At 67.5% G+C, this 26,096-nt stretch carries 19 protein-coding genes and 1 pseudogene; 7 read left to right on the forward strand and 13 right to left on the reverse strand.

The features are described 5' to 3' along the window. Window positions 1-18 precede the first annotated feature (18 nt). Window positions 19-462: a hypothetical protein gene (locus tag ASD23_RS10035; protein WP_056009931.1), complete on the forward strand. Its 444-nt coding sequence runs from the start codon at window positions 19-21 to the stop codon at window positions 460-462. Between the two features lie 59 nt (window positions 463-521). Here ASD23_RS10035 and ASD23_RS10040 read toward each other — a convergent pair whose 3' ends face one another. The 5 genes from ASD23_RS10040 to ASD23_RS18845 form a co-directional block, all read right to left on the reverse strand. Next, window positions 522-1,994, reverse strand: a complete 1,473-nt coding sequence (locus ASD23_RS10040; RefSeq protein WP_056009934.1) for a DUF5719 family protein — start codon at window positions 1,992-1,994, stop codon at window positions 522-524. Continuing rightward, on the reverse strand, window positions 1,984-5,109 hold the full coding sequence (locus tag ASD23_RS10045) for a glycosyltransferase family 2 protein (protein ID WP_056009936.1): 3,126 nt from the start codon (window positions 5,107-5,109) through the stop codon (window positions 1,984-1,986). The genes ASD23_RS10040 and ASD23_RS10045 overlap by 11 nt, the downstream gene beginning before the upstream one ends. A gap of 154 nt (window positions 5,110-5,263) precedes the next feature. Beyond that, a complete protein-coding gene (locus tag ASD23_RS10050) occupies window positions 5,264-5,584 on the reverse strand; it encodes a WhiB family transcriptional regulator (protein WP_082571351.1) in 321 nt (106 codons plus the stop codon). 154 nt (window positions 5,585-5,738) lie between these two features. Beyond that, window positions 5,739-6,707: a UDP-glucose 4-epimerase GalE gene (gene galE / locus ASD23_RS10055; protein WP_056009938.1), complete on the reverse strand. Its 969-nt coding sequence runs from the start codon at window positions 6,705-6,707 to the stop codon at window positions 5,739-5,741. Window positions 6,708-6,784: 77 nt separating this feature from the next. Next, window positions 6,785-6,934 carry a hypothetical protein gene (locus ASD23_RS18845; RefSeq protein ID WP_157377055.1) on the reverse strand — a complete coding sequence of 50 codons (150 nt, stop codon included), beginning with the start codon at window positions 6,932-6,934 and terminating at the stop codon, window positions 6,785-6,787. Between the two features lie 84 nt (window positions 6,935-7,018). Here ASD23_RS18845 and ASD23_RS10060 point away from each other — a divergent pair, with 84 nt between their 5' ends. Next, window positions 7,019-7,975 (forward strand): GlxA family transcriptional regulator, encoded by a 957-nt coding sequence (locus ASD23_RS10060; RefSeq protein ID WP_056009940.1) that lies wholly within the window; start codon window positions 7,019-7,021, stop codon window positions 7,973-7,975. Here ASD23_RS10060 and manA read toward each other — a convergent pair. After that, window positions 7,972-9,228, reverse strand: coding sequence for a mannose-6-phosphate isomerase, class I (manA, locus tag ASD23_RS10065; RefSeq protein ID WP_056009942.1), 1,257 nt, complete (start codon window positions 9,226-9,228; stop codon window positions 7,972-7,974). The genes ASD23_RS10060 and manA overlap by 4 nt on opposite strands. Window positions 9,229-9,337: 109 nt before the next feature. Here manA and ASD23_RS10070 point away from each other — a divergent pair, with 109 nt between their 5' ends. From ASD23_RS10070 to ASD23_RS10080, 3 genes are all read left to right on the forward strand, one after another. Next, window positions 9,338-10,699 carry an O-antigen ligase family protein gene (locus ASD23_RS10070; protein ID WP_056009944.1) on the forward strand — a complete coding sequence of 454 codons (1,362 nt, stop codon included), beginning with the start codon at window positions 9,338-9,340 and terminating at the stop codon, window positions 10,697-10,699. A 31-nt stretch (window positions 10,700-10,730) separates the two neighbouring features. After that, complete coding sequence (locus ASD23_RS10075) at window positions 10,731-12,044, forward strand: O-antigen ligase family protein (RefSeq protein ID WP_235507704.1); 1,314 nt, start codon at window positions 10,731-10,733, stop codon at window positions 12,042-12,044. A gap of 148 nt (window positions 12,045-12,192) precedes the next feature. Further along, window positions 12,193-14,364, forward strand: a complete 2,172-nt coding sequence (locus ASD23_RS10080; protein ID WP_157377056.1) for a hypothetical protein — start codon at window positions 12,193-12,195, stop codon at window positions 14,362-14,364. A gap of 312 nt (window positions 14,365-14,676) precedes the next feature. Here ASD23_RS10080 and ASD23_RS19445 read toward each other — a convergent pair. The 4 genes and pseudogenes from ASD23_RS19445 to ASD23_RS10100 form a co-directional block, all read right to left on the reverse strand. Beyond that, window positions 14,677-16,496 (reverse strand): annotated as a pseudogene (locus ASD23_RS19445) (LGFP repeat-containing protein); the annotation flags it as partial. A 113-nt stretch (window positions 16,497-16,609) separates the two neighbouring features. Further along, window positions 16,610-18,736 (reverse strand): hypothetical protein, encoded by a 2,127-nt coding sequence (locus ASD23_RS10090; RefSeq protein WP_056009950.1) that lies wholly within the window; start codon window positions 18,734-18,736, stop codon window positions 16,610-16,612. A 119-nt stretch (window positions 18,737-18,855) separates the two neighbouring features. Next, window positions 18,856-20,043, reverse strand: coding sequence for an L-2-hydroxyglutarate oxidase (lhgO, locus tag ASD23_RS10095; protein WP_056009952.1), 1,188 nt, complete (start codon window positions 20,041-20,043; stop codon window positions 18,856-18,858). A gap of 53 nt (window positions 20,044-20,096) precedes the next feature. Next, window positions 20,097-21,122 (reverse strand): lysylphosphatidylglycerol synthase domain-containing protein, encoded by a 1,026-nt coding sequence (locus ASD23_RS10100; RefSeq protein WP_056009954.1) that lies wholly within the window; start codon window positions 21,120-21,122, stop codon window positions 20,097-20,099. A gap of 233 nt (window positions 21,123-21,355) precedes the next feature. On the opposite strand from ASD23_RS10100, the gene ASD23_RS10105 reads away from it, so the two are divergent. Together ASD23_RS10105 and ASD23_RS10110 are read left to right on the forward strand one after the other, a co-directional pair. Then, the gene (locus ASD23_RS10105; protein WP_056009956.1) at window positions 21,356-22,450 is read left to right on the forward strand and encodes a DegT/DnrJ/EryC1/StrS family aminotransferase; all 1,095 of its coding nucleotides are present in this window, start codon (window positions 21,356-21,358) and stop codon (window positions 22,448-22,450) included. Continuing rightward, a complete protein-coding gene (locus tag ASD23_RS10110; RefSeq protein ID WP_056009958.1) occupies window positions 22,447-23,415 on the forward strand; it encodes a Gfo/Idh/MocA family protein in 969 nt (322 codons plus the stop codon). Before ASD23_RS10105 ends, ASD23_RS10110 begins: the two co-directional genes overlap by 4 nt. Before the next feature lie 78 nt (window positions 23,416-23,493). On the opposite strand, the gene ASD23_RS19430 is transcribed toward ASD23_RS10110, so the two are convergent. Genes ASD23_RS19430 through ASD23_RS10125 form a run of 3 tightly spaced genes read right to left on the reverse strand, consistent with a single transcriptional unit; the run spans window position 23,494 to window position 26,066 of the window. Continuing rightward, window positions 23,494-23,949, reverse strand: coding sequence for an acyltransferase (locus ASD23_RS19430; protein WP_056009960.1), 456 nt, complete (start codon window positions 23,947-23,949; stop codon window positions 23,494-23,496). Next, window positions 23,946-24,884, reverse strand: a complete 939-nt coding sequence (locus ASD23_RS10120; RefSeq protein ID WP_056009963.1) for an NAD-dependent epimerase/dehydratase family protein — start codon at window positions 24,882-24,884, stop codon at window positions 23,946-23,948. The genes ASD23_RS19430 and ASD23_RS10120 overlap by 4 nt, the downstream gene beginning before the upstream one ends. 42 nt (window positions 24,885-24,926) lie before the next feature. Beyond that, window positions 24,927-26,066, reverse strand: coding sequence for a DegT/DnrJ/EryC1/StrS family aminotransferase (locus tag ASD23_RS10125; RefSeq protein WP_056009965.1), 1,140 nt, complete (start codon window positions 26,064-26,066; stop codon window positions 24,927-24,929). Between the last annotated feature and the right edge of the window lie 30 nt (window positions 26,067-26,096).

Raw genomic sequence — 26,096 nt, forward strand, 5'->3', positions numbered from 1 at the left:
ACTCAGTACGATGAGGGCATGCCCCGCTCCCGTCGTGCCGTCTCAGAGCCGCGATCGCCACGGCGCCTCGCCCGCGACCGTCACGGCCGCGGGCTCCGCTCAGCCGTGACGGGGCCCCACCTGCCGATGCTGCACAACCGGCTCGACGAATTCGACGTGACGGTCGGCACGACCGCGGCGTACCTGCGCGGGCTCTGGCCCGAACTCGACGGCGTCGTCTTCGAAGTCGCGCAGGGGCCGGCCGAGGCGATCCACGACGACCACGTCGATCGCTGGAAGGTCTTCCACGACGAGCGTCGCATCGTGTTCTACCGGCTGCCGATCGTGCGGTTCCTCCGGCTGCAGGAGGGCGAGGAGCGCGAGGAGAAGCTGCTCATCGAGAGCTGCGTCTTCCGGGCCATCGCCGACCTGCTCGGCAAGGACCCGTGGGAGCTCGCGCCGGGCCGCTACCGCCACCTCTGAGCACGTCGGCGGCAGCGCGGCACGGCGCGCCTCGCGACGGCCTGACTGTTGTCGGACGCCTAGCGCGGGAACACGCGGATGGGCGCGTCGAGCGGTCCGGGCGGCTGCACGCCGAACGAGGCGAGTTCGCCTTCGTCGCCGAACGAGACCGAGGCGTGCACCCCGGAGACTCCGGCGAGCGTGACCATCGAGCCTGCGTCGACCTCGACGGATGCCGCTGAGCCCGCGTCGATCGCCACGGCACGCGTCTCGCCGTCGATCGTGACCTGCACCTCGGCCTCGTCCTCCCCCTCGTTCGCGAGGTGGAGGACGGGCGAGGGTCCGTCGGGGACCGCGACGACCGCGTCCTCGAGCAGCGGGGAGGTCGACACCGTCCACGCGAAGTCGCCCGCAGCCGCGGCATCCGCCGATCCAGGCTGCTGGGCGTCGCCCGGGGCGGTGACCGAGGCGCGGGCGGCCGCGAGCACGGGGCCGTCGGCCTCGATACGCACGGTGTACGCACCCGCGTCCAGCACCCCGAGCGGAACGTCGGTCGCGCGGCCCGGCTGGAGCGTCGCCTCGATCGTGGAGCCCGAGGTGCTGCCCGCTTCGGGAACGAGCCCGATCGTCACGTCGACGGGCTCGTCGCCCGTGGCGAGCAGCCGCACCGCTGGGAACGCATCGCCCTCGGCGTGGTCATCGGCGGGGTCGATGCCGCCCGACTCCGCGACCACGAATCCGGGGATGATCTGCGTGCTGGCGGGCATCGCCGCCGGACCGGTGAGCTCGACCCCGGCGGGCGCCAGCCCGTCGACGGCGGACTGCTCGAGCGCCGCCGCGATCGTGCCGCCGGTGCTCGTGACGTGCACGATCGGAGAGGCCAGGTTCGGGGCGAGTCCGGCGAGCGAGACCACGCGCTGGCTGCCGCCCGGGACGATGATGCCGAGCGCCGAGCCGGCTTCGACCGCACCGGTCTCGCCCGTCACCCGCACGTCGACCGTGGCTGCGACGTCGGTGGGGTTCGCCAGCATCACGAGGCTCGTGCGGCCGAGTGTCGTCGCCCCTGCCACGAGCCACGATTCGGCGGTGGCCTCGGTGCAGGCGGTGGCGGCGAATCCCGCGATCGTCTCGGTGTCGGCCGATTGGGACTGCGCCCCGGCGATCATGCCGGCGTCGACGGTGCCGGGCTCGACCTCGATCACAACGGGGGTGCCGTCGCGGTCGGCCTGCGGATTGCCGGGCGCGTCGAGCGGGGTCTCGGCGATCTCGGCGTCGTCGGGCTCCGCGCCGAGCGTCGCGTCCGCCCCGCCGATCGAGGATGCGGTCGTCGCGGCAGCCGCGTCGTCGGCGAGCGTGAGCAGTGGGCCGGGGCAGACGCGCTGCTGTCGGCTCTCCGCGGGCTGGACGACGAGCGACGGCGGGGTGACGCGGTGCTCCGGCCACGGCACGAGGGCGGCGGCTCCGAGCACGGCGACGGCGAGTGCGGCCGCCACGAGGAGTCCGGCGGCCCGGCCGCCGATGCGGGCCAGGGTGCGTGCGCGCTCAGCTCGCATCGTCGTCTCCCTTCGTCTCGGTCGGTTCGGCTCGGTCGGATGCCGCGGGCGGCTCCTGCTCGTCCGTCGAGGGTTCGTCGGGACCCGCTGGTTCATCGGCCGCCGCTGGCTCAGCCGCGTCGGCAGGCTCGGCCGCATCGGCAGGCTCGGCCGCGTCATCCGATTCGACGGCGTCGGCATACTCTCCTGCCGCTGGGGAATCGCCGGCTTCTTGATCCGCAAGGACCGGCTCCGGGGATGCGTCGGCCCCCGCGGCCTCCTCGGCGGAATCCTTCCGAGCCTTCGCGGCAGGCCACGGCCGGCGCCGCGGCGGTCGGCGCCACTGGGGTCGACGGTCGGCCTCACGACCCGCCCCAGTCGGAATGGACAGCAGGATCGTCGCGGCCAGCACGATGATCTGCACGGCGGTGATGAGCCCCGTCAGCGCACCGCCGGCGTTCGGCGGGATCTGCGCGGCCGGCGCGTCGGGCTCGGCGGCGCTGAACCGCCAGAGCGTGCCGAAGTCCGTCTCGCCGACGGCGATGAGCGCGGCGTTGCCGTCGAGGGCGGTGCGCGCGCGGGCCTCGGTCGCCGCGGCCTCGCGGTCGTCTCCGGCGGGCGCGGCGAGGAGCACGAACGAGACGCCGAACTCGCGGATCGCGGCATCCGGATCGAATCCGCTGCGTGAGGCGAGGTTTCCGGCGACCTCGGCGAGCTGTTCCTCAGACTCGCTCATCTCGTCGAGGGTCTGCTCGAGCGTCGACTGCTCGTCGAGCGTCGTGCCGGTTCCGTGTTCGAGGGTCGACCTGATGCTGCCGTCGACCTCGGGCTGGATGCGGAGCGTCGTCACGCGCGGGTCGGCTTCGGCCTCGGCGCCAACGAATGCCGGCAGCGTGCGCTCGGCGGCAGGGGCGATCGCGGTCGAGGCGGTCGCGATGGCGAGCCCCGTCGGCACGACCGCCGCGATCGTCGTCGCAGCGACGACCCATGCGAGGACGGCACCGCCGCGCCGCACCGCGTTCAACGCGATGACCGCGGCGAGCACGAACCCGAGCCAGGCGAGGCTCAGCCCGGGGCCCGTCCAGAGCTGCACCGCTTCGGGTCCGGCGACCGCCACGGCGACGTGCCCGGCGGCCACGGCGGTCGCGAAGCCGAGCAGCGCGAGGCCGAGGCTGAGTGCGGCCCCGCGGATGCCGGGTGCGAGCACGGCCGCGAGCGCCGCGAGGATGAGCGGCACGACGAGCAGGGTCACGACGAGCTTCGCGTCGATCACCGAACCGTCGCCGAGGAACTCCGGCCAACCGCCCCACGCAGCGCCGGGGAATCCGAGCGCGAGTTGCCATGCAGACGGGACGACGCTCTGCAGCGGCAGGCCGGGATCGGCGAGCAGGGCGATGGGGGTGCCGCGACCGAACTGCTCGAACAGGAGGGGCGCGAAGAGCACGAATGCCGGCAACGGCAGTCCGGCGAGGCGCACCGCAGCGCGTCCACTGACCGCGAGACCTACGAGCCACGCCACGAGCAGCGCCGGCGCGAGGCTCGGCGCCGCCGCGATGACCGCCGCGAACAGCAGGGACGCCGTCGCCGCGGCGGCCCACGACGTCGCCGCGCCGAACACGGCGAACGCGAGCCACCCGAGCAGCATGTGAGCGAGCACGGCGCCTGGGCGCCCGTCGCCGAGGGCGACCAGGAGCGGCGGGGCCAGACCCCAGACGAGTGCGGCCACGGCGCGCACCGAACCGCGCTCCGTCAGTCGAGAGGCGGCGAACCACGCGCCCAGCGTCGCGACCGGCACCGCCAGGAGCCAGAGCAGGACGAGCGCGAAGGACGGCGCCCAGAAGGCGATCGAACCGAGCACCGCGAGCACTCCCGCGAACGGGTCGGCGGCGCCGACGAATCCCGCGCCGATGTCGCGCCAACCGTAGGCCGCGTTGTGCCACAGCTCGCCGAGGCCGCTCGAGAGCGGCAGGATGCCGCCGCCGCTCAGCCCGCCTGCGCCGAGCAACCAGGAGAAGAGAGCGACGCTCGCCACGATGGAGACGAGGAGCACCCAACCGCCACCGGTTCCGATGAACTGCAGTTCGTGCTTCCTGCCCCGCGCTCGCTCGCGCCGCTCTTCGGCGGCGTGCTGACGGCGGCGGCGCACCTCGTCGGGCGGCATCCGCAACGGAGCGATCGCCGACCACCCGGTCGTGCGCGCGGTCTTCAGGTGCCGCCGGGCGCGCGCGACGCGCATTCCCGAGAACATCGTGCCGAGCGCTGCGGCGAACTCCCCGATGATCGCCCCCGGGGACTTCACGAGCAGCAGCCGGACCGATCGAAGGATCGCGAGCGGCAGGAAGCTCAGCCAGTGCACGGGGACGGCGACGGCGGGCGCGTACACGAGCCGCCGGTGGAGGGCCGCCGCTCGGGCCGCACGGGTGCGTCGCCTGGCAGCCCTGGCGCGCGGATCCGCCGGCTGCCCCACGACTCCGTCGCCGGCGAACCGCACATGGGCGCCCGGCACCACGGAGACCCGGTGGCCGGCCAGACGTGCCCTGATCGAGAAGTCGAGTGCGTCGTCGACCGTCGGCAGCGCCGGGTCGAATCCGTCGAGCGCGCGCCAGACCGAGTGCCGCACGAGGATGGCAGCGGGGTCGAGGCCGAGCACGTCGCTGAGTCCGTCGTGCTGGCCCTGGTCGAGTTCGCCCGACACGAGCGAGACGCTGCGACCGAAACGGGTGATCGTCCGGCCGAAGGTCGCGATCCGGTCGGGTTCGTCCCATTCGCGGAGCTTCGGTCCGGCGATCGCGACGGACTTGGCGGTCTCGAGCGTGGCGACGAGGAGTTCGAGCGCTTCGGGCGCCGGCGCGGTGTCCTCTGCGAGCAGCCACAGGGCGTCACCGTCGGACGTCGGCGCGTCGAGCACGCGATCCGCGGCACGCACGGCCTCGCCGAAGGAGAGGCGCTGCGAGAGTTCCACGATGTGCGTCGGAGACGAAGCTGCGGCGATCTCTCGCGCTTCGGCGTCGGCCTCCGTGAGGATCACGACGAGGGCATCGGGAACACGGCTCTGCGCTCGAATCGCTTCGAGCGAGTGCCTGAGGTGGTCGCCACCGTGATGTGCGACGAGGACGGCGGTGACTCTGGGGAACATCGGGGTCAGCCTAGGCGGCACATCCGGCAGGATCCGTCACCGATCCGGGCGTGCCTCGAAAATCCGGTCGAATGTCTGGACGCGCGGCCACGGCGAGCCCGCCTCGACCGCGGGAGGTCGCGAGCGCGGAGCTCGCCGTGGCGAGCTCCGCGACTCAGACCGCTCGTTTGCGGAGCTTGCGCCGCTCCCGCTCGGAGAGTCCGCCCCAGATGCCGAACCGCTCGTCGTTGCCGAGCGCGTACTCGAGACACTGGTTGCGCACCTCGCATCCGGTGCAGATCTTCTTCGCATCCCTGGTCGATCCGCCCTTTTCGGGGAAGAACGCCTCGGGATCGGTCTGCGCGCACAGCGCGTCGCTCTGCCATGCCAACGGATTGTCATCGTCTGAGACTGCGCGAACCCCCGGAACGCCCAGCCTGACAGGATCGATGAACCAATCGTCAGGTACTCCAGAACGATATTCAGGATTGCTCATATCGTCTCCCACCCAGTTGTACCGACCACCCAGAGGGTGTGTCATGACCAATTACACCGGTGTAATTCCCGTGAGTCAAGTCGCAGATCGTAAACCCTCATGCGGCCATCGAGGCTTGATGGCCGTCTCGACACGCCGGGACGTTGAGCAGACGTTATGAAGCGGATGCCGCGCGGCGGGCGCGCCACGCACTCTCGACCATCTCGGTGAGCGTGTGACGCATGCGCCAGTCGAGGTCACGGGCCGCGAGTTCACCCGAGGCGACGATGCGAGCGGGGTCTCCGCCGCGGCGCGGGCCGACCTCGGGAGCGAACTCGATGCCGGTGACGTCGGCGACCGCTCGCATGATCTCCCCGACCGAGACGCCGTCTCCGGATCCGAGGTTGTAGACCGGCTCGAGGCTGTCGCCGGCGTCGAGGCGACGCGCGGCGACGACGTGGGCCTCGGCGAGATCGGCGACGTGGATGTAGTCGCGGACGCACGTGCCGTCGGGCGTCGGGTAGTCGCCGCCGTTGATGCGCGGGGTCCGCCCGGCGAGGAGGGCGTCGAAGACGAGCGGGAAGAGGTTGTGCGGGCTCACGTCGAAGACCTCCGGCGTGCCCGAGCCGACGACGTTGAAGTACCGCAGGCTCGTGTGACGGAGGCCCGTTGCCTTCGCCTGGTCTGCGAGGAGCCATTCGCCGATGAGCTTGGACTCGCCGTACGGCGACTCGGGGTGCTTCGGGGTCGCCTCGGTCACGAGGTCGACGTCGGGTGTGCCGTACACGGCGGCGCTCGACGAGAAGACGATGCGATCGACGCCCTTGGACTCCATCGCCGCGAGCAGCGTCGTGGTGCCGGTGACGTTCTGGCGGTAGGTGTGCAGCGGTCGCTCGACCGAGACCCCGGCGTACTTGAACCCGGCGAGGTGCACGACGCCCGTGACGCCGTGCTCTTCGATGGCCCGTTCGATCGCGGCGCCGTCGAGGATGCTGCCATGAACGACCGGGGTATCCTTCGGCACGAAGTCGGTCTTTCCCGAAGAGAGGTCATCGAGCACGATGGCTCCGATGCCCTGGGTCTCGAATGCGCGCACGACGTGCGCGCCGATGTAGCCTGCTCCTCCGGTGACCAGCCAGCTCATGTTCCCACCTTCCGGCCGGGTGTCTCCCCGCCGGAGTCGATCGTATCCGGGAGCGGCGCTCGCCCGCTGCAGTCCGATCAGGCGGGCCGCGTGGGCTGGTGCTCGGCGTGGCGGGTGCGGTCGCGGATCTCCGGTCGACCGTAGCCATCGGTGTCGAGGCGGAGCACGGTGGCGAGCACGCCCCAGACGGCGAGTCCCGCGAGGACGAGGAAGATGATCGTGGTCATGGCAGTAAATCTATGACTTGAGAGATACTGCCGAAAGTGGCAGAGTGGACATCAAACGACCGATTCCTGCCAACGGAGGCCGCCGTGCTCCAGACCATCGCCTGCATCGCCATGCCCCAGATGGCGCCGTTCGAATTCGGCGTGATCTGCGAGGTGTTCGGCATCGACCGCAGCGACACCGGCGGCCCGACCTTCGACTTCCACGTCGTCGCGGCCGATCCCGGGCCCATCCCCACGAAGCTCGGCTTCGACATCGTCGTGCACGAGGGGCTCGACTTCGCCCGTACCGCCGACCTGGTCGCCGTTCCGGCCGCCCTGATCGATGAACCCGTCGACGAGCGCGTCTCCCAGGTGCTGCGCGAGGCGGTCGAGCGCGGCGCCTGGGTGCTGTCGGTGTGCTCTGGGGCATTCACACTCGGCCGCGCGGGCGTGCTCGACGGCCGCCGAGCCACGACCCACTGGATGTACACGGAGCGGCTCGCCGGTATGTTCCCCCGTGCCGACGTCGACGCCGACGTGCTCTTCGTGCAGGACGACAAGGTGGTCACCGGCGCAGGCACTGCCGCCGGCATCGACGCGGCCCTCCACATCGTGCGCACCGAACTCGGCGCCAGTGCCGCGAACATGATCGCCCGCCGCATGGTCGTGCCGCCGCAGCGCGATGGCGGTCAGTCGCAGTTCATCCAGACCCCGGTCGCCGAGTGCCGGAGCGATTCGTTCGCGAAGATCACGGAGTGGATGGTCGAGCACCTCGACGAAGACCTCACGGTCGACCTTCTCGCGCGGAAGGCGCTCATGTCGCCCCGCACGTTCGCACGCCGATTCCGGGCCGAGACGGGCACGACGCCGAATGCGTGGCTCAATCGCCAGCGTCTGCTCCGCGCCCAGCAGCTGCTCGAGGAAACCTCGTTCACGCTCGAGGAGATCGCCCGCGACACCGGGTTCGGGGCCGCCGCCGTCATGCGGCACCACTTCGTGAAGGTGCTCCAGACGACGCCGACCGCCTACCGCCGTCTCTTCGGCATGCGGGTCGCCTCCTAGGCGGAGACCAGCTCCGGCGTCCCCGTCGTCGCGATCCAGGCGATGCCGGGGCCGGTGATCGAGAGTTCGCCCTCATCCGGCGTCACGTACGCCGAGCCGCCGCGACCGAGCGAGACGGATGCCCCGGTGCCGCCGCCGATCGTGACGCCGTCGCGTTCTACCACCACGATCGCCGGCCCGTCGAAGGCGACACGGGCAGGCTCGGCGGCAGGCTCGACTCGGTACAGCTCGAAATCGGGCACGTCGGGTCGGAACACGGCGACTCCGGGCGAGACCTCGATCGGAGCGAGATACGGCGCGGGGATCGGCGTGAAGTCGAGCACGTCGAGGAGCTCCGTGACGTCGATGTGCTTCGGCGTGAGACCGCCGCGGAGCACGTTGTCGCTCGCGGCCATGAGCTCGATGCCGAGGCCGTCGAGGTAGGCGTGGATGTTGCCGGCGGCGAGGAAGAGCGCCTCGCCGCGCACGAGGCGCACTCGATTCAGCAGCAGCGAGATCACGACGCCCGGGTCACCGGGGTACGCCGCGGCGAGCGCCCCCACAGTTTCGAACGAGCGCGCGTACGGAGATGCCAATGCCTGCTCGGAGGTCGCGAGCTCCTCGACGCGGTCGATCACCCACGACGCCTCGCCGGTGTCGCCGCCGCGTCCGTCGCGCAGCAGCCACTCGACGGTGTCACGCAGCGGGTCGGTTCCCGTCAGGTGGGATTCGAGCAGGTCGAGGGCGGCGGGATCGGACTCGGGCGCCGCGGCATCCGCTGCCCGCAGCACCTCGAGCACGCCGCGCACCTCGTCGAGCGGACGGAATCCCGAGAGCGCGTCGAACGTGTCGCTCACGGCGACGATGAGCTCGGGTTTGTGGAACTCGTCCTTGTAGTTGCGGTCGTATGCCGTGAGCGACACGCCGTCGGCCTCCTCACGGGCGAAGCCGGCACGCGCCTGAGCGGGCGTCGGGTGCGCCTGCAACGAGAGCGGCGCGGCCGCCGCCAATACCTTCAGGAGGAAGGGCAGTCGAGCCCCCTCAGCAGCGAGACGAGGACCGAGCGCCTGGTCGGGTGCGGCGGCGATCCACGACGCGAGGTCGGCGTGTCCGACGGATGCGGCGTCGAGAACCCGAGCCGGCGAACCCGGGTGGGCGCCGAGCCACAGCTCGGCCTCGGGCGCTCCGGATGCCGCGGTTCCGCGGAACGCCGCGATCGCCGTCGTGGAGCCCCACGCGTAGTCGCGCGGGGTGTTGCCGATGGCAATGAACATGCTCGAGGTTCCTCCCGGTCGTCAGGCTCCAAGCTATCAAGACTGCTGATCGCCTCCGCCCGGACATCCGTCACCTGTTCGCAACAGGGCCCGCGATAGCCTGTACCTCATGAGCACCGATCGACGACGCTGGATCACGGCGTACGCGACATTCGCCATGTTCACGGTGCTCGCCGGACAGTTCTGGCGGAACCTCCTCGGATGGTGGGGGTTCGGCATCATCGCGGCGCTCGTGCTGATCGGCGCGGTCGTCATGGTCGCGCAGGACCGGCCGGCGTGGATCTGGCGCCGTGTGCCGAAGTCGACACTCGTCTTCTTACTGCTCGCGACAGCCTCGATCGCCTGGTCGTTCTACCCGGGGGCATCCGCGCTCGGCGTCGGCATCACGCTCGCGACGACGTTCACCGCCATCGCGCTCGTGCTGTGCCTGAACTGGACGCGGTTCGTCCGTTGCCTCGGCGGCGCGCTGAAATGGGTGCTCGGTCTGTCACTCGCCTTCGAGCTCTGGGTCGCGATCGTCGTCGGCGGCCCCCTGCTGCCGAACTTCCCCGACTTCGAGGTCACCGGCGAGAAGCTGCCCATGGCCTTCTACTGGTCGCGCGGACTTCTCTTCGACGGCGGCCCGATCGAGGGCATCGTCGCGAGCCGCAACCTCCTCGCGATGGCTGCGCTGCTCGGGCTCATCGTGTTCGGTGCTTTGCTCGCGGCCGGCAGCGTGCGGCGCGCCTCCGGCATCACGTGGATCGTCGTGGCCGGGGTCGTCTTCGCACTCACCCGATCGGCGACCGTCATCCTCGTCGCCGTCATCGTGCTCGTCGCGCTCGGCTTCGCACTCTGGGCTCGACGGGTCGGACCCGACCGTCGTCGCGGCGTCTATTGGACGGCAGGCGCGACGCTCGTGGCATCCGTCGCCCTGCTGATCGGCCTGTGGGATCGACTGCTCGACCTCTTCGGCAAGAGCGAAGACCTCACCGGGCGGTTCGACATCTGGAACTCGGTCATCGGGCTCGCCTCCGAACGGCCGTGGTTCGGCTGGGGCTGGGTGGGATACTGGGTGCCGTGGGTCGAGCCCTTCGAGGGGCTGGCCGTGCGCAAGGGCGTCACCTACCTGCAGGCGCACAACGCCTGGCTCGACGTTTGGCTGCAACTCGGCATCATCGGGGTGATCGCGTTCGCCTCGATCGTGATCGGCGCACTCTGGCGCTCGTGGTTCCTCGCCGTCGATCGTCCGATGGATGCCTCGGGGCGGCCGCTCCCCCATTCGGCAGCGGCGCTCGTGCCGCTGCTCCTGCTCGTCGCGCTCATCGGGCAGAGCTTCGCCGAGAGCCGGCTCCTGATCGAGAGCGGATGGCTCCTGCTCATCGCGATCGCCTGGTCGACCAAGCGCCGGCAATGGGAGCACGAACCGCTTCCTGCAGAACCGGTCCCGGTCCCGGCATCGCGGATGCCGCCCCCCGAGGTCGCTCGATGAGGCGTGTCTCGCGCTTCGGGATCGATCCTCGATGAGCGTTCCCGGAGCCGATGCCGATCGGAGCGACGATCGAGCCGGTCGATCGCGACTGAACATGGTGCTTCGCGAGTTCGTCGGCTCAGCCCGGTTCGCCCAAGCGCTGACGCTGCTCGCCGTCGGCCTCGCGTTCACGACGCATGCCGTTCGCAGCATCATCGGAACCCCCGGCCTCATCGCCGCCATCGCCGGACTCGTCGTGCTCTGCGCTGCGTCGCTCGTGGCGCGGTGGCGCGCCGTCGAGTGGTACGGCATCCTGCCGCTCTCGATCCTCGTGTTCATCGGCTGGTGCGCGGCGTCCGCGCTCTGGAGCAGCCTGCCGGCGCTGACGTCGCTCGCCCGCGTCGGCTACCTCGTCGCCTTCGCGTTCATCGGCGTGTACATCGCACTCATGCGCGACACCATCCAGATCGTGCGTGCGTTCGGCGACGTCATGCGAGCCCTGCTCGGCGCTTCGCTCGCCCTCGAAGTGCTCTCCGGCATCATCCTCGACCTGCCGATCCGCGTCCTCGGCATCCAAGGCGCCATTGCCCAGCTGGGGCCGATCCAAGGCGTCTTCGGCTCGCGCAACATGCTCGGCTTCGTGGCGCTCGTCGCCCTCCTGACCTTCCTCGTCGAATGGCGCATGAAGATCGTCCAGCGCACCCGCGCCGTCCTCTCGTCGACGCTCGCCGCACTGTGCCTCGTCCTCTCCGGCTCGCCGACGACCTGGTTCGCCCTCGGCGCCGCGCTCGTGGCGCTCGCGGCGCTGTACGGCCTGCGGAGGGCCTCGGCACCTACGAGGTGGCGCTGGCAGGTCGCGCTTCTCGTGACCGGCGTCGTCGCGATCGTCGCGGGCTGGATCTTCCGCGTCCGCATCATCGAGCTCATCGACGCCCGTGACGAGTTCGACGTCCGCCTCGAGGTCTGGCGCGAGATGTCGCGGTACCTGAACCTCAACCCCCTGCAGGGCTGGGGGTGGGTCGGTCCATGGCCGGATGCACCGCCGTACACGTGGATCGACCTCGCCACGGGTCGCGCCCACGGCTCGGGCCTGAACGCCTACATCGACGTCTACTTCCAGGTCGGCGTGATCGGTGCATTGCTCTTCATCGGCATGCTCGGCCTCGCGCTCGTGCGCGCCTGGCTGCTCGCCTCGACCCGTCGCAGCGTGGTGTACGTGTGGCCGGCGCTCATGCTCGTCGCGATCGCCGTGACCTCGTTCGCCGAGAGCTTCGCGCTCTTCGAGGGCGGCTGGATGCTGCTGGTGGTGTGCGCGGTGAAGGCTGCGCGAGACATGAGCTGGCGGGATGCGCTCGCACGCACGTGAGCCTCGCGCAGACGTAGGGCATCACTGACGAGGTCGGCGCGTCGGCTAAGCTCACTGGGTCATGAATGTAATGGATCCGGCCGGAACGGCGCTTCGCACGAACGCGTTCTGGCGTCGAGGTCGAGTTCAACTCCTGCTCGATTCCGCGGTGATCGCAGCAGTGGTCATCGGCATCGCCATCATCGTGAAGACGGCGTGGCCCGGATTCACGTACTGGGGCGATAACGCCAACTCCTTCTTCCCGCTCTGGCACATGCTCGGAACGGGACTCCGCAATGGTGAGTACCTGCTCTTCGACCACACCGGATGGGGAGGCGCCAACGTCGTCGGCGAAGCGGCCTACGGGGTGTTCAACCCTGTAACGGTGGCGAACGCGGTCCTCATCTCGTTCTTCGATAACCTCGCGCGAGCGTCGTTCATCGTCATGGCGGAGTTCCTCGCACTGCTCGCGGTCGGCGTGTACATGCTGGCTCGCGTCTACGGCGCGAACCGGGGCCCGAGCATGCTCGCGGCCGTGATCGTGCCGTTCGCGGGGTACACGCTCTTCTATGAAGCGGGCAACTGGGCTTCCGGCCTCATGTCCATCACGTGGGTGGTGCACTTCTGGTGGGCGGCACGTGCATACAGCAGCGGTCGCACGGGTCCGCTCCCCGCCGTGCTCTTCGGAGGGCTCGCGGCGACCGTCGGCAATCCATATGCCGTGCTCGGGATACTCGTCGTACTCTTCGGGCTCGCCGTCGAACTCGTGCTCGCTCGCGACCTCCGGCGGCTTGTGGGGTTGGTGGTCGCCGGCGCATGCGTCGGACTCATCGTCCTCTTCGTCTATCTGCCGCTCGTGAACGTCATGGGTCAGATCGATCGACCGGTCAGCGGATTCGCCGAGAATTCGAACTATCTCACGCCATCGCTCAGCGATCTGTTCGGGATGAGCAGCCCGGGCTACCTGCCGCGCATGCGAGCCTGGGGAAGCATCAGCGACGTGGTTCCGTCCACCTACCTGAGCTGGATCATCCTGCCGATGCTCCCCTGGCTGAGATGGGGCTCGCTCGGGCCGTGGAAACGACGGGCGAGCTTGTTCATCTCAACCGTGGTGTTCCTCCTCCTCACTCTCGGACCCGATGTTCTGTGGCTCTTCCGGTGGCCGATTCGTTTGGTCGAGTATTCCTATGTCGGTGTCGCGGTCGTCTTCGCGCTGGCCTTGTCTGCAGGCATCGCGCAGACCCATCTTCGTCGCCGGATGGCAGCCACGACGCTCGTCGTCATTTCGATCTTCTTCGTCTCATGGGCTTCCACTCCCCGGCTGTACGGCCTGCACGCCCTGCTCGCGGCGCTCATCGGCGTGCTCTTCATCGCCGCGTATTTCGCCTACAAGCGGCTCGGAAACCGCGGACTGCTCGCCGTCGTAATCGCGGGTACCGCAGTCATCGCGCCGATCCAGGCCCAGCAGTTCGGGTGGAGCTACCAGATGATCGGGAACGACGTGGATCAGAGCGTTCCGACGAACCTCCAGACGATCCGAGATGCGTCGTCGAACCTCGACGGCACCGTGCTCCAAGTGGCCAACATCTTCGATGTCGCCGGCGACGGCTCGATCTACAGCGGTCGCCTGAGCTTCGGAAACTCCCTTGCGGCTGCCGGCATCGAGAGCATGAACCGATACACCGGGATCAACTTCCTGGAGTACTCGTACGCGCTCAACATGGACTACCGCGGCTCCATCTACAACACGCTGGAATGGTCGGCGATCTTCGGGTCGGCGCACGGAGCCCTCGGTGCACCCCTCGTCGATCTCATGGGCGTCGACACGCTCGTCGTGAGCACTGCACGACCCGACATCGACGAGCTTGACGAGTGGACCGATGGCTGGCACGTCGTCGAAGAGGACGATGTGCGCGTCGTACTGCAGCGCGACGAACCGATCGGAAGCCCGGTTGTGACTCCCTCGAGGGGGGTCGAGATCAGCGACGCGGGCCAGTCCGGGAATCGGGCCGAGTTCACCTACGAGGCTCCGTCCGGCGGCACCGTCATCCTCGATCGGCTCGCGTGGAACGGCTACTCCGCCAAGCTCGGATCCGAGACACTCAAGGTCACGGAGGACGCGGGCGGACTCTTGGCCGTCGAGCTGCCTCCGGGCGCCGGAACCGTCGTCATCGACTACGAGATCCCCGGCATGCGGCTGGGACTCGGACTCCTCGCGGTGGGCCTTGGAACTGCTGTGGTGCACGCGATCATCTGGCGGATCACATGGCTACGTCGTCGTCGGTCCTGGTTGCCTGAGATCGTCGACGATCGAGTGCTGCCGAGCCACTACTCGATCTGATCGACGGTCCGGAGCCGAACCGACTCATCGGCCGAACCTCGATCGCCGATGCCGTCCGGGGAAGCATCCCTGCAGCTTGAGACTTCACCAAATCGCCGCCGCGGTGTGCCCTGCACCGCTGGCCGGTCAGAGCGAGAGCGTTCCGTATTGGAATGCCTGAGAGCACACGCCACCGGAACACGACTGTGCACCTGTCGGCCAGCCCAACGCACCAGCCGAGCCATTGCGCGACCAGTACGCATTCCGCACCGAGCCACTCACCAGGAACGTCCCGGCCGCCGACGAGTACACCGAACCGCCCGCGAACGCCTNCCAGCCGAGCCATTGCGCGACCAGTACGCATTCCGCACCGAGCCACTCACCAGGAACGTCCCGGCCGCCGACGAGTACACCGAACCGCCCGCGAACGCCTGACCGAACCCGCCACCGTTCTCCGGAATCCGGATGGCCTCGCTCAATGCGACACCGAGAACGCCCGTGGCTCCGCCTTGGGAGGCGAAGAACGACTCGATGGCCGGCCACGTGACTCGAGCGGTTCCGTTGGCGTCGACCACGAGCGTTCCGTATTGGAATGCCTGAGAGCACACGCCACCGGAACACGACTGTGCACCTGTCGGCCAGCCCAACGCACCAGCCGAGCCATTGCGCGACCAGTACGCATTCCGCACCGAGCCACTCACCAGGAACGTCCCGGCCGCCGACGAGTACACCGAACCGCCCGCGAACGCCTGACCGAGCCCGCCACCGTTCTCGACGACCCGGACGGTGTCGGATGCCGGCCAGCCCGCAGCGCCGGTGGGTCCGCCGGAGCTCCCATACCAATTGAGTATCGCACCGCTGACCAGCCAGGTTCCCGCTGCGCCCGTGGAATAGACGTCAGCGTTCTGATAGCGCTGGGCGAATCCGCCCGAGGTTGCCACTCGATCGGCGAGCGGCCACCCCAGTGATCCGCCGGGCCCCCCAACCGCCCAGTACTTGGATCGGAAGGCGCCTTCCACACTGAACGCACCACCGGACCACTGGTAGATGGAGCCGTTCTCGAACACCTGCCCCTGCCCCGCGGATGCTGCTGCCACCGCTACGGGATTGCTCGTCGGCCATCCCAGACGTCCAGCCGAGCCGTTCGCCTGCCAGTAGTACGTTCGGATCTCCTTCCAGACGTACCAGGCGCCCGTCCGCGGCGTCCAGTAGATCGACGCGTTCTGATAGACCTGCGCCGAGCCGCCCCCGTTCTGAGGAATGGAGATGAGACCGCCCACGGGTGGCCCGAGCGGACCGGTCGGACCACCTTGATAGAGATACTGCGCGTTGATCTGCGCCGCGCCTGCGGCCGTCGGCGATCCGAACCAGTCGCTGAACGTCACCCAGAAGTTGCGGTTGCCGTATGCGGAACAACCATCACCGCTTCCATAGAGATTCGCGAGCGCAGCCTGATTGGGCTGATAGGGCGTGTAGTTGTAGAGGTTGGCGGTGGCTTGGTTCTGGATGTAGACCGTCGATGAACCGCACGAGACCGAAGGGTTGTACTGAATGCTCGTCGAACCGATCTTGTAGCGCCGATCGGGGAAGTTCGTGTACTGACGGAATTGCCATGCGGCGGAGTAGACCTGATTGAAGAACCCGTAGTACTGCGTGTCGCAGGCTCCCGTGTCCGGGCATGCGTACCCCATCGCGACTCGATACTGCCGTTCCGATGGTGCGGTCGACGTGATGAGCGTCTGCTCCTTCTGAAGGGTCACGAGCAGCACCTGGGGGTTGATCCCGCACGCCTGTCCGACTCGCCAGATGATCCGCGCCGCGGATTCCCACCCCTCCGAGTTGTAGCCGGTGCAATGCCCGGCTCCTGAACTCGGCTTGGTATTGGTCGTACCCACGAAGTTCCGAAGACACGGCAGGTTCGGGTCCGTGGCCCGGCAATTCGGCATCATCTGCTCGAGGAACGTCTGCACCTGGGCTTGCGACATCGCGTTCGCATCGAAGAACCGCGCGTCCGAGATGATGTTGCCGGGCGTGAAGTCACCGGCCGAAGCTGCCGTTGCCGAGGTGGCTGCCGGCGGCATCAGCGCGGCACCCAAGGCCAACCCGAGTGCGGCGACCACGCTGACCGCCCGCTGAATTCGGACACTTAACATCGGTACCCCCCACCGAACGCGAGCAAGCGACCGGCAACGGGTGCCGGGCGCTCACGACATCCTCACTCTAACGCGCGAGTGCGGAGGCCGAGCTGACGCCACCCCGGATCAGGTCAGCCCACGCGCGAGGTTGCCTGACGCCTTCTGCGCCGCAGGATCACCAGGACCGCAGTCGACGCGATCCCGAGTGCGAATGCGACGAGGCCCGCCCAGAGCCCGGGTGGAGTGAATTCGATGCGCAGTTCGCCCTCAACGTCGGCCGGGAGCTCGACCTCGAGCAGGCCGACACTGTTCGTCGAGACGGGAACGGACTCGCCGTTCACGCTCGCTGTGTATCCCGGCCAGGCGAGTCGAGCGAAGGTGAGACTCCGATCTTCACCGCTGCTCGAGGTGAACGTCACCCGCTCGGCGAGACCGTCTGCCTCGTCAGAGACGACCGAAACGTCAGCTCCGGAATCGCTCAATCGGCCGTCGGGGAAGGGAAGGGCATCGTCGCGCTTGTACACGGTGGCGATGTCGGTGCGCTCGGAGACGGACCAGCCGTCGGGGACCTCATCGTCGACCCCGAAGTCGTTCGCGACGACGACCGTCTCGGCACGAAGGAGGTCGGCAAGCAGCGCGTCTTCGCCGGCGACGGGTTCCCACAAGGCGTCCCATGCGGCGGCGCAGCTGCTGCCGTTGTAGTGGAGGCACAGCGCGTTGTCGAGTTTCGAGAATCCGATGCCGCTGTACGCGGTGGTGGATTCAACCCCTGCGACGGAATACATGTTCCCCGCCAAGAGATCCTGCCACGCCTCGTCTGGATGCAAACGATCCGGCATCGCCATGAAGTCGGCCACCTGTACGGTCAGTCCCTCGTACCGGTCGCCGAACCGTTCGACCAGCTCCGATCGCGATCGGGGCAGGTCGTAGACGGCGACGTTGTTGTTGTACGGGGCGACGACGATCTGTGGCAGCAAGAACAGGACCATCCCGCCACCAAGGATGGCGAAACCCCTCGCTCCGGCATCCCCCTTCCACAGGAACAGGGATCCCAGCACGGCGATTCCGAGCGCGGCGAGCCCGTGCCACAGCCAGAGGCTGGGTACATCCGAGAACGCCATCCAGACGCCCGCCGCGACCGCGACTCCGGACAGCGTGAGCCTGAGCCCGAAGCGCTCACGGGTGATTCCCCGCGAAAGCATCACGGCGATCACGATCAACACCGCGAGGTACACGAACGGGATGAGGCGTGCCGGCCACCGGAACATCCCGAGCTGTGTCGGACCGAGGGCGAAGACGAGGAAGACGCCGCCGAACACCAGCACACTCGACATCGCTCGCCAGCCACTCCGACCGATCGACCTCCACCGAAGCCAAGGCAACAGCGGCAGGATGAACCAAGCGAGGTACATGCCGGGGAACGTCATGTACGGGAGGCCGAAGGCCCTGATGAACGGGTTGAACGTGGGCATGCTCATGCCGAGGAAGTCGCTGAGCCCCGGCGACAGCATCTCGTCGTTGTAGGTCACCGAGTCAGCCCGGAATCCGACCGAGGACGACATCAGGAACGGCAGGTAGATCACGATGCTCATGAGGAGCACCGCGAAGCCGATGCCGAACAGCCACCAGATGTCTTTGCCACGCTTCGCGAGGAACGCCTCCACCGCGACGGCAGCGAACACGATGGCGATCGTGAGCATCCCGTACGGGTTGCCTACAGATACGAGGAGATAGCTGCAGGCGACGGCCAAGATGATCGAGCGAGGCGTGAAACCGTTGAGGTAGCTGCGACGAATCGCCCACCATGCGAGCGGGGTGAACGCCGTGATCGCCGTTCCGTTGATCCACGACGTTCCGTCCATGAACAACGCCCAGCCCGACAGCGGCATCACCACTCCGACGAGAGCTGCCATCCACGGCATCGCCCCGTATCCACGTGCAAGGAGGTACACCGCGACCGACGCGATCACGAAGAGTGCGATCTTTGCAATCGTGATCGCCGTTGCGATGTCGTCGAACGGGTACGTGCCGAGCATGAGCCCGAGCATCACGGGGTTCCACATGCCCGTCGCCGCTTCGGCGATGAGGTTTCCGCCTCGCCACATGTCGAGTTGCAGGAAGGGCAGTGAGCCGCTGAGCACCTGCTCGGCGATCCGCTGCCAGACGCCGACGGCGACGCCCGCCGTGTCGTCCCAGTAGTAGAAGCCGGGCGTCCGCATCAGCGGGATCAGGGATCCGATCACGACGGTCACGATCATGCTGACGACCGGTATGGCGTTGCGCCCGCGCGGATGTTGCGAAGGCTCGGCGGGACCTCTGAAGTCGGTATCCGATTGGGATTCGATCTGGGCGCCTTGTTCAGTCTCGTTGGCGGTGATCATGCGGCGAGCGGCTCCAGTTCAGCGACGATGTGCGTAGCAATCTCGAGCGCGCACGTTGCCGCGGGAGATGGGGCGTTCAGGACGTGAACCTGGCGCGGCCCTGTCTGGATGTAGAAGTCGTCGACCATGCTGCCGTCCCGATGCATCGCCTGTGCTCGCACGCCGGCCTTCGCAGGAACGAGATCGGTCTTGGCGATGCCCGGCACGAGCTCTGACAGACTGCGAGCGAACAACGAACGGGACGCCGAGCGGAGCGCTTCCTTCGCACCCGGCACGACATTGCGCGCGCCGAGCCGCCAGAGACCGGGCCATGCCAGGGATTGTGCGAGCTCCCCGACGTTGATGTCACGCCACCGATAGCCCTCACGGGCGAGAGCGAGGACGGCGTTGGGACCCGCGTGCACTGAGCCATCGATCATCTTCGTCAGGTGAACGCCGAGGAAGGGGAATCTCGGATCTGGCACTGGGTAGATGAGCCCATTGACGAGGTCGCTTCGTTCGGGCGTCAGCTCGAAATACTCGCCTCTGAACGGGACGATTCGGACGTCGGGTCGGATGCCACTGCGTTCGGCAACCCGGTCGCTGTACAAACCCGCACAGTTCACCAGCAGATCGGCGGAGATCTCGTCGCGCTCTGTCGTGACGACGATTCCCGTCGTCGTCTCTCGCGCCGACAGGAACGCCTCGTCGAATCGGATGGTACCGCCAAGCGCCTCGATTTGGCCTGCAAGAACTGAACAGACACCCGGGTAGTCGATGATGCCGGTCGACTCGACCCGGAGCGCGCTCACCGATCTGACGTTGGGCTCGTATTCACGCGCTTCCGCAGCTGTCACCACGCGAGCAGGCACCCCGTTCGCGACCGCGCGCTCGGCGAGGATATCGAGCTGGGGTAGCTGGCTCGCGTCCGTCGCCACGACGAGCTTTCCCGTGATCTGGAACCGCACGTCGTGCTGCTCCGCGAACTCGCGCATAGACCGGGCCCCGGCTTGGCACATGCGCGCCTTGAAGCTGCCGGGCTTGTAATAGAGACCCGAATGGATGACGCCGGAGTTCCGTCCGGTCTGGTGCAGCGCGAGTCCGCTCTCCTTCTCGAGAACGATGACCTCATCGCCTCGCTCCGCCAGGCGCTGCGCTACGGCAAGGCCGACGATGCCTGAGCCGACGACGACTACTCGCGACACGTTTGACTCCTTCTTCTGCTGACGCCGTATGACCGGCGAACCACTTGGACTAGCTACTCGACGCCGGGATCGCCGTGGTACTCACCGGTACGTCGCCGGGTGATCACTGCCATCAGCGTCGCGCTTCCTGCGGTCAGCAGGTCGGCGACGATGAACATCAGCCTCGACACCGCGGCGAATGCGGTCGCTGCACCCACACCCACGAATGGCGTCAGTGCGACGACGATGACGAGCTCACGCGCCCCGACACCCGATGGCAGCAGGAAGACGACGAGGCCGGCGATCATCGCGATCCCCATCGTGCCGATACAGAGAGCGAGCGGGCCCAATGTCAGCCCTTGACCGGTATCGGCCAGCAGCCAAAGGTGCACGCCGTAAGCCACGTAGGAGAGGATGGCGAGCCCGAGGGACTTCGCCACCACGCTGAAGGTGACCGGATGGTCGGGGCGCGGGCGGCGAAGGACGCGGAAGCCGAATCGCACGATTGCGGTCAGGATCTTCGGATGCAGCATCACGAGCGCGAACGGCAGCAACAGGTACAGCCACGGGAGCCAACTGAGTCGCGGGTCTTCAGCGACCAGCTCGGGCACTGCCATCGCTCCCGCGATGAGCGCCGCCACGACCACCACCATGAGCGAGAAGAGTGTTGCTGCGAACACACGGGCGCGGGCGAGTCCGGCCTTTCGTCCGAGCTCGATCTGGAGAACATACGCCCAGACTGATCCCGGAAGGTACTTGCCGAGGAGTCCGACGAGGAAGATCTGCGCGCCTCGACCGATGCCGATCGGGGTTCCCAGGTCGTCGACCAGCACCTGCCAGCTCAGGGTCGCGAATGCGATCCCGGCGAGCAGCGCAAGGAATGACACCAGTACCCGCTGCCACTGCAGGCCCGAGACGGTGCTGCTGACGACTTCCCAGTTCACCCAGAGCTGCCAGACCGCCGCCGCGATGACGAGGGCGAGTAGGACGTAGCGAAGGGTGTTGATGATGATCGTTCGCTGCCGCGTCGTCTTCGCGTCCGCGCCGGGCGACGGAATCGGGGTCGCTTCGCCTTCGGCGATAGGCTCGTCGTCAATCACCGAGCTGTCTCCTGTTCGTCCGCCGTACAGATCGCACGGCGTCTCGACGCGAAATCCACTTCCGGGCGACCGAACCGATCAAGACCGCCCGCGGCTGGTCCGGCTACATGCTAGCGCAACGTCTCGGGACGACCTCTCAGGGAGCGCTTCGGACGCGATAGGAGTGCTCGGGTAGTATCGATGCGGCGCAAACGCAGCCGCGCCGCCCCTCTCATGAAAGCAGGAACCTCACGGTGATTCCCATCTCTGTGGTGCAGCTCGGCATCGAGGTCGAGGAGAGCGTGCTCTCAGTGATCCGTTCCGGGGTCATCGCGCAGGGCCCCGTCGTCGCTGAATTGGAGACGCAGTTCGCCGCACTCCAAGGCGCCCGTCACGCGATCGCAGTGAACAACGGAACGACGGCTCTGGTCGCAGCGATCCAGGCACTCGACCTTCAACCCGGTGACGAAGTGATCACCAGTCCGTTCACGTTCATCGCGACCCTGAACGCGATCCTCGAGGCCGGCGCAACGGTGCGTTTCGGCGACATCCGCACTGAAGACTTCGGCCTCGATCCCGCGAGTGTCGAAGCACAGATCACGGATCGCACGAAGGTCATCATGCCGGTGCACCTCTACGGACAGGCATGCGACATCGGTGCGCTCGCAGAGGTGGCCGAGCGTCACGGTCTGCACATCGTCGAAGACTCCGCTCAGGCGCACGGTGCGACGTTCAACGGCCGCGGCGTCGGCACGTTCGGACTGGGAACCTTCTCCTTCTACGCGACGAAGAACCTCACGACCGGTGAGGGCGGCATCATCACCACGAACGACGACGCCATCGCAGCCAAACTCCGGATCCTCCGCAACCAGGGCATGCGCCAGCGGTACGAGTACGTGATGGCCGGACACAACTATCGCCTCACCGATCTGCAGGCGGCCGTCGTGATGCCGCAGCTCAAGGCCTACCCGGCTCAGCTCGAGAAGCGACGAACCAACGCGCGTCGACTGACCGAGCTCCTCGACGGGATTGACGGGCTCGTCCTTCCCCGACAACTCGAGAACCGCGAGCACGTCTGGCACCAGTACACCGTCCTGCTTCCCGAAGGCGCAGACCGCGACGCCTTCGTGGCGAGCCTCACCGCGCAGGGCGTCGGCAGCGGCATCTACTACCCGCTGCCCGTCTACGACTACGACACGTACCGCAACCGACCCGACGTGATCGTCTCGGCAACGCCGGTCGCCGAGTCCGTCGCGAAGCGCTGCGTCTCGCTCCCCGTGCACCCGTACCTCGGCAGTGGCGACGTCGAGGCGATCGCGTCCGCAGTCCGAAACGCGCTCGCCGCATGAGCCGGCGCAACGTCGCACTGGTCGGGGCGGGATCCATGGGGCGAAATCATGCCCGTGTGATCGCCGAGAACCCCGATGTCGCACTCTCGGTGGTGATCGACCCGTTCGAAGGGACGGGCCGCCCTACGGCTGAGCGCTATGGAGCCTCCTGGGCCCCCGATATCTCGGCCGTCGCGGGAATGGATGCGGTGGTCGTCGCTGCGTCGACCGAGTACCACTACGACATCGCGAAGGAGATCATCGACGCAGGGCTTCCGATGCTGATCGAGAAGCCCGTCTGCCCCTCCTTCGATCAGACGGTTGAGATCCTCACTGCCTCTGAACGTGCGGGTGTCCCACTGATGTGCGGGTTCCTCGAGCGATACAACCCCGCAGTCGTCGTCGCGCGGCGCATGATGGGCGAACCGCTCTACGTGCGGGCCGAACGTCACTCGCCGTATGCTCCTCGGATCAAGACCGGGGTCGCTTGGGACCTCCTCGTCCACGATGTCGACCTGATCGCCCAACTGTTCGGCGGGGTCGAGCCCGAGGCGATCAACGTCGAAGCCGGCTTGTTCCACCCGTCTTCGCTTCCGGGTGCTGAAGACGTCGTCGAGGCTTCGCTTCGATTCCCCGGAGGCGGCGTCGCCTCCGCCTCGGCGTCACGACTCGGCCAGCGCAAGGTTCGCACCATGATCGTGCAGTCGCTCGATCAGATGATCGAAATCGACCTTCTGCGGCGCGGAGTCACCTCGTATCGGCACACCACGATCTCGAGCGACGAGAGCGACGGCGCCGGCTTCCGGCAATCCACTGAGATGGAGGTTCCGGAGATCATCGGAAAGGAACCGCTCGCCGCGCAGTTCGAACGATTCGTCGCGCTGGTCAACGGCGAAGCGGATCCCGCGCAGGAACGGGCTTCGATCCTTCCCGCTCACCGCATCGTGGATGCAGCCCTCGCGAAGAACTCCTCAGTCAACAACTGACGCGAAACGGCCGCGCGATTCGCCCGCACAAGGGCGGAATCGCGCGGCCGTTCTGCATGCGGCGACGAACCGCTGGCGTCAGTCCTGCAGCGGGACGAAGCTCGGTCGCGGGTCTTCAGAGGTACCCAGCGACACCGTCGCCACGATATGTGCGGGCACACCTGCCACGACCGTTCGTGCCGGCACGTCCTTCGTGACGACCGCACCAGCACCGACGACCGCCTCATCTCCGATGCTCACGCCCATGTTCACGACGGCGTTCGCACCGATGAACACGCGATCACCGATGTGCACGGGCTCACGTTCGATCTCCGCGAAATCCCGGCCCGAGACGCATCGACGAGCCGTCGAATGCGTGTAGATGTGCACACCAGAGGATATGTCGCACCCCGAGCCGATCGTCAGCCCTCCTGAACCGTCGATCAAGGTGAAGGCACCGATCCAAGTGCCCTCTCCGATGGACGGGTCACCGATCACCCAGCACTGTTCGTGGTAGGGATTGGGCGGAATCCGGCCCGGGGTGCGCTCAGTCACTTCGCGGTTTCGATTCGGATCAGGTCGGCCATGCCCTCCCCGACGGGGATGGTGTACTCGAAACCGATGATCTCCTTCGCACGCGTGGTGTCCGCCGCGCGACGGCTGACGAGCACATCGCGCGGGTTGAAGATCGGTTCGACGTCGGCACCGACCGCGCCGATCAGGATACGGGCGAGGTCGGCGACGCTCGTGTCGATGCCGGTGCCGACGTTGATCGGCACGTTCGCCTTTTCGGATTCGGTCGCAAGGACCACGGCGCGCGCGATGTCGTGAACATGGATGAAGTCCATCGACTGCTCGCCCTTGCCGTCGATGACCGGCGGCTCACCGTTGCGGAGTCGGTTGACGAAGTGGTTGATGACCGAGGTGTAGTACGCCGTGGTCTTCTGGCCGGGGCCGTACACGTTGAAGAACCGCAGTCCGATCCAGCTCATGCCGTACTGGCGCTGGTAGTAGCCGGCGAGGTCCTCGGCCGTGCGCTTGCCGATGCAGTACGGGGTCAGCGGGCTGAGCTGGTCGTCTTCGTGCATCGGCAGCTTCTTGGGGTCGCCGTAGACGGACGCGCTCGATGCGAAGACCACACGCTCGACACCGTGGTGGACGGCCGCGGCGAACACGTTGTGGGTGCCGTCGACGTTCATGTTCAGAGAGCTGTACGGGTCTGCCACGGACTTGTTGATCGAGTCGGCGGCAAGGTGGATGACCCGGTCCGCACCCTTCATTGCTGCGGTGACGGAGCCACCGTATCGGACATCCTGGTCGATGACCTCGACGCCGTGGGACAGAGCGAGTTCATTCGCCTTGTCGCGGTCTCCGCGAACCATGTTGTCGAAGATGCGGACCTTGTAGTCCTTCTCCAGCAGCTGGTTGACGACGTGGAGGCCGATGAACCCGGCCCCACCGGTGATGAAGACGGTCTTCTGCTCGGACATGTGTTGAATGGCTCCTTGCTCGTTGGTCTTGGAATTGAAGTGTCAGCGACGTACCGAGGACGACGAGACCACATCGCGGACGACATCCGACACGTATGCGACGTCGTCGTCTGCCAGGCCCGCGTACATCGGGATAGCGATGTGACGATTGAAGAGATCCGCCGAAACCGGGAGCGGCCGCTGCTCCCCGTAGAGCGGCTGGAGGTGGCTCGCGTACGTGCCGAAGTTGCATCCCACGCCGCGTTCGCGAAGGGCGAGGGCGACGGCACCGCGATCGAGATCGGGATCAACCGTGATCACGTACGACTGCCACGGGTGCGTTCGGTCGGAGAGCGCTACGGGCAGCGTGATCTGGTCCAGATCGCCGAGTCGTTCCGCGTAGCCATCTGCGACACGCTGCCGATTGGCGAGGAGGTCTGGAAGGCGGCGCACCTGCACCCGCATGATCGCGGCTTGGATGTCGGACATCCGGTAGTTGTATCCGAGCTCGTCGAACGACGGAACCGGAAGTGTCGCCGATCCTTCTCGCGAGATGGCCGGGGCGATTCCGTAGGTGTGCAGTTTTCGCGCGTGAGCGATCACATCAGCGTCGGCGCCGGTCAGCGCGCCTCCCTCGCCCGCGGTGATGCCCTTGCGTCCGTGGAAGCTGAAGGCGGTGAGGTCGGCAAGACTTCCAGCCTGCCGGCCCTTGTAGGTTGCTCCGGCCGAACACGCGCCGTCCTCGATCAACCAGAGTCCGTGACGATCGGCGATGCTGCGAAGCTCGTCGTAGTCGGCGGGCTGGCCGAAGACGTCGACCGCGATGATGCCGACGGTTCGAGGAGTGATCGCTGCTTCGACCTTCGCCGGATCGATCGACCAAATGTCGGGTCGCACGTCGACGAACACGGGCTTCGCGCCGGTCCACATGACCGAGTGCCCCGTCGCGGGGAACGTGTAGTCGCCGACGATGACCTCATCGCCGGGGCCCGCGCCGAGCACGGTCTGCGCAAGGTGGAGTGCCGACCCGCAGTTACTCGTCGAGAGGACGTTCTCGACTCCCGCGACCGCCGCGAACTCACGCTCGAACGCGAGGCACGAGGGTCCTGCGCCGGAGAGCCATCCGGACGCGAAGACCTCTGCGATCGCGTCGAGTTCCTCCTGGCCGACCGTGGGCAGTCCCAGTGGCACATTTCGGGTCATGATTCTCCTCCAGATACCGGTGCGCAGACG

The sequence above is a fragment of the Agromyces sp. Root1464 genome (genome assembly GCF_001427265.1).
GTDB lineage: Bacteria > Actinomycetota > Actinomycetes > Actinomycetales > Microbacteriaceae > Agromyces > Agromyces fucosus.

Coding starts and splice junctions, on each gene's coding strand:
- ASD23_RS10035 (WP_056009931.1), top strand. CDS start 19: ATGCCCCGCTCCCGTCGTGCCGTCTCAGAGCCGCGATCGCCACGGCGC.
- ASD23_RS10040 (WP_056009934.1), bottom strand. CDS start 1,994: ATGCGAGCTGAGCGCGCACGCACCCTGGCCCGCATCGGCGGCCGGGCC.
- ASD23_RS10045 (WP_056009936.1), bottom strand. CDS start 5,109: ATGTTCCCCAGAGTCACCGCCGTCCTCGTCGCACATCACGGTGGCGAC.
- ASD23_RS10050 (WP_082571351.1), bottom strand. CDS start 5,584: ATGAGCAATCCTGAATATCGTTCTGGAGTACCTGACGATTGGTTCATC.
- galE (WP_056009938.1), bottom strand. CDS start 6,707: ATGAGCTGGCTGGTCACCGGAGGAGCAGGCTACATCGGCGCGCACGTC.
- ASD23_RS18845 (WP_157377055.1), bottom strand. CDS start 6,934: ATGACCACGATCATCTTCCTCGTCCTCGCGGGACTCGCCGTCTGGGGC.
- manA (WP_056009942.1), bottom strand. CDS start 9,228: ATGTTCATTGCCATCGGCAACACCCCGCGCGACTACGCGTGGGGCTCC.
- ASD23_RS10070 (WP_056009944.1), top strand. CDS start 9,338: ATGAGCACCGATCGACGACGCTGGATCACGGCGTACGCGACATTCGCC.
- ASD23_RS10075 (WP_235507704.1), top strand. CDS start 10,731: ATGAGCGTTCCCGGAGCCGATGCCGATCGGAGCGACGATCGAGCCGGT.
- ASD23_RS10090 (WP_056009950.1), bottom strand. CDS start 18,736: ATGATCGTGACCGTCGTGATCGGATCCCTGATCCCGCTGATGCGGACG.
- ASD23_RS10110 (WP_056009958.1), top strand. CDS start 22,447: ATGAGCCGGCGCAACGTCGCACTGGTCGGGGCGGGATCCATGGGGCGA.
- ASD23_RS10120 (WP_056009963.1), bottom strand. CDS start 24,884: ATGTCCGAGCAGAAGACCGTCTTCATCACCGGTGGGGCCGGGTTCATC.
- ASD23_RS10125 (WP_056009965.1), bottom strand. CDS start 26,066: ATGACCCGAAATGTGCCACTGGGACTGCCCACGGTCGGCCAGGAGGAA.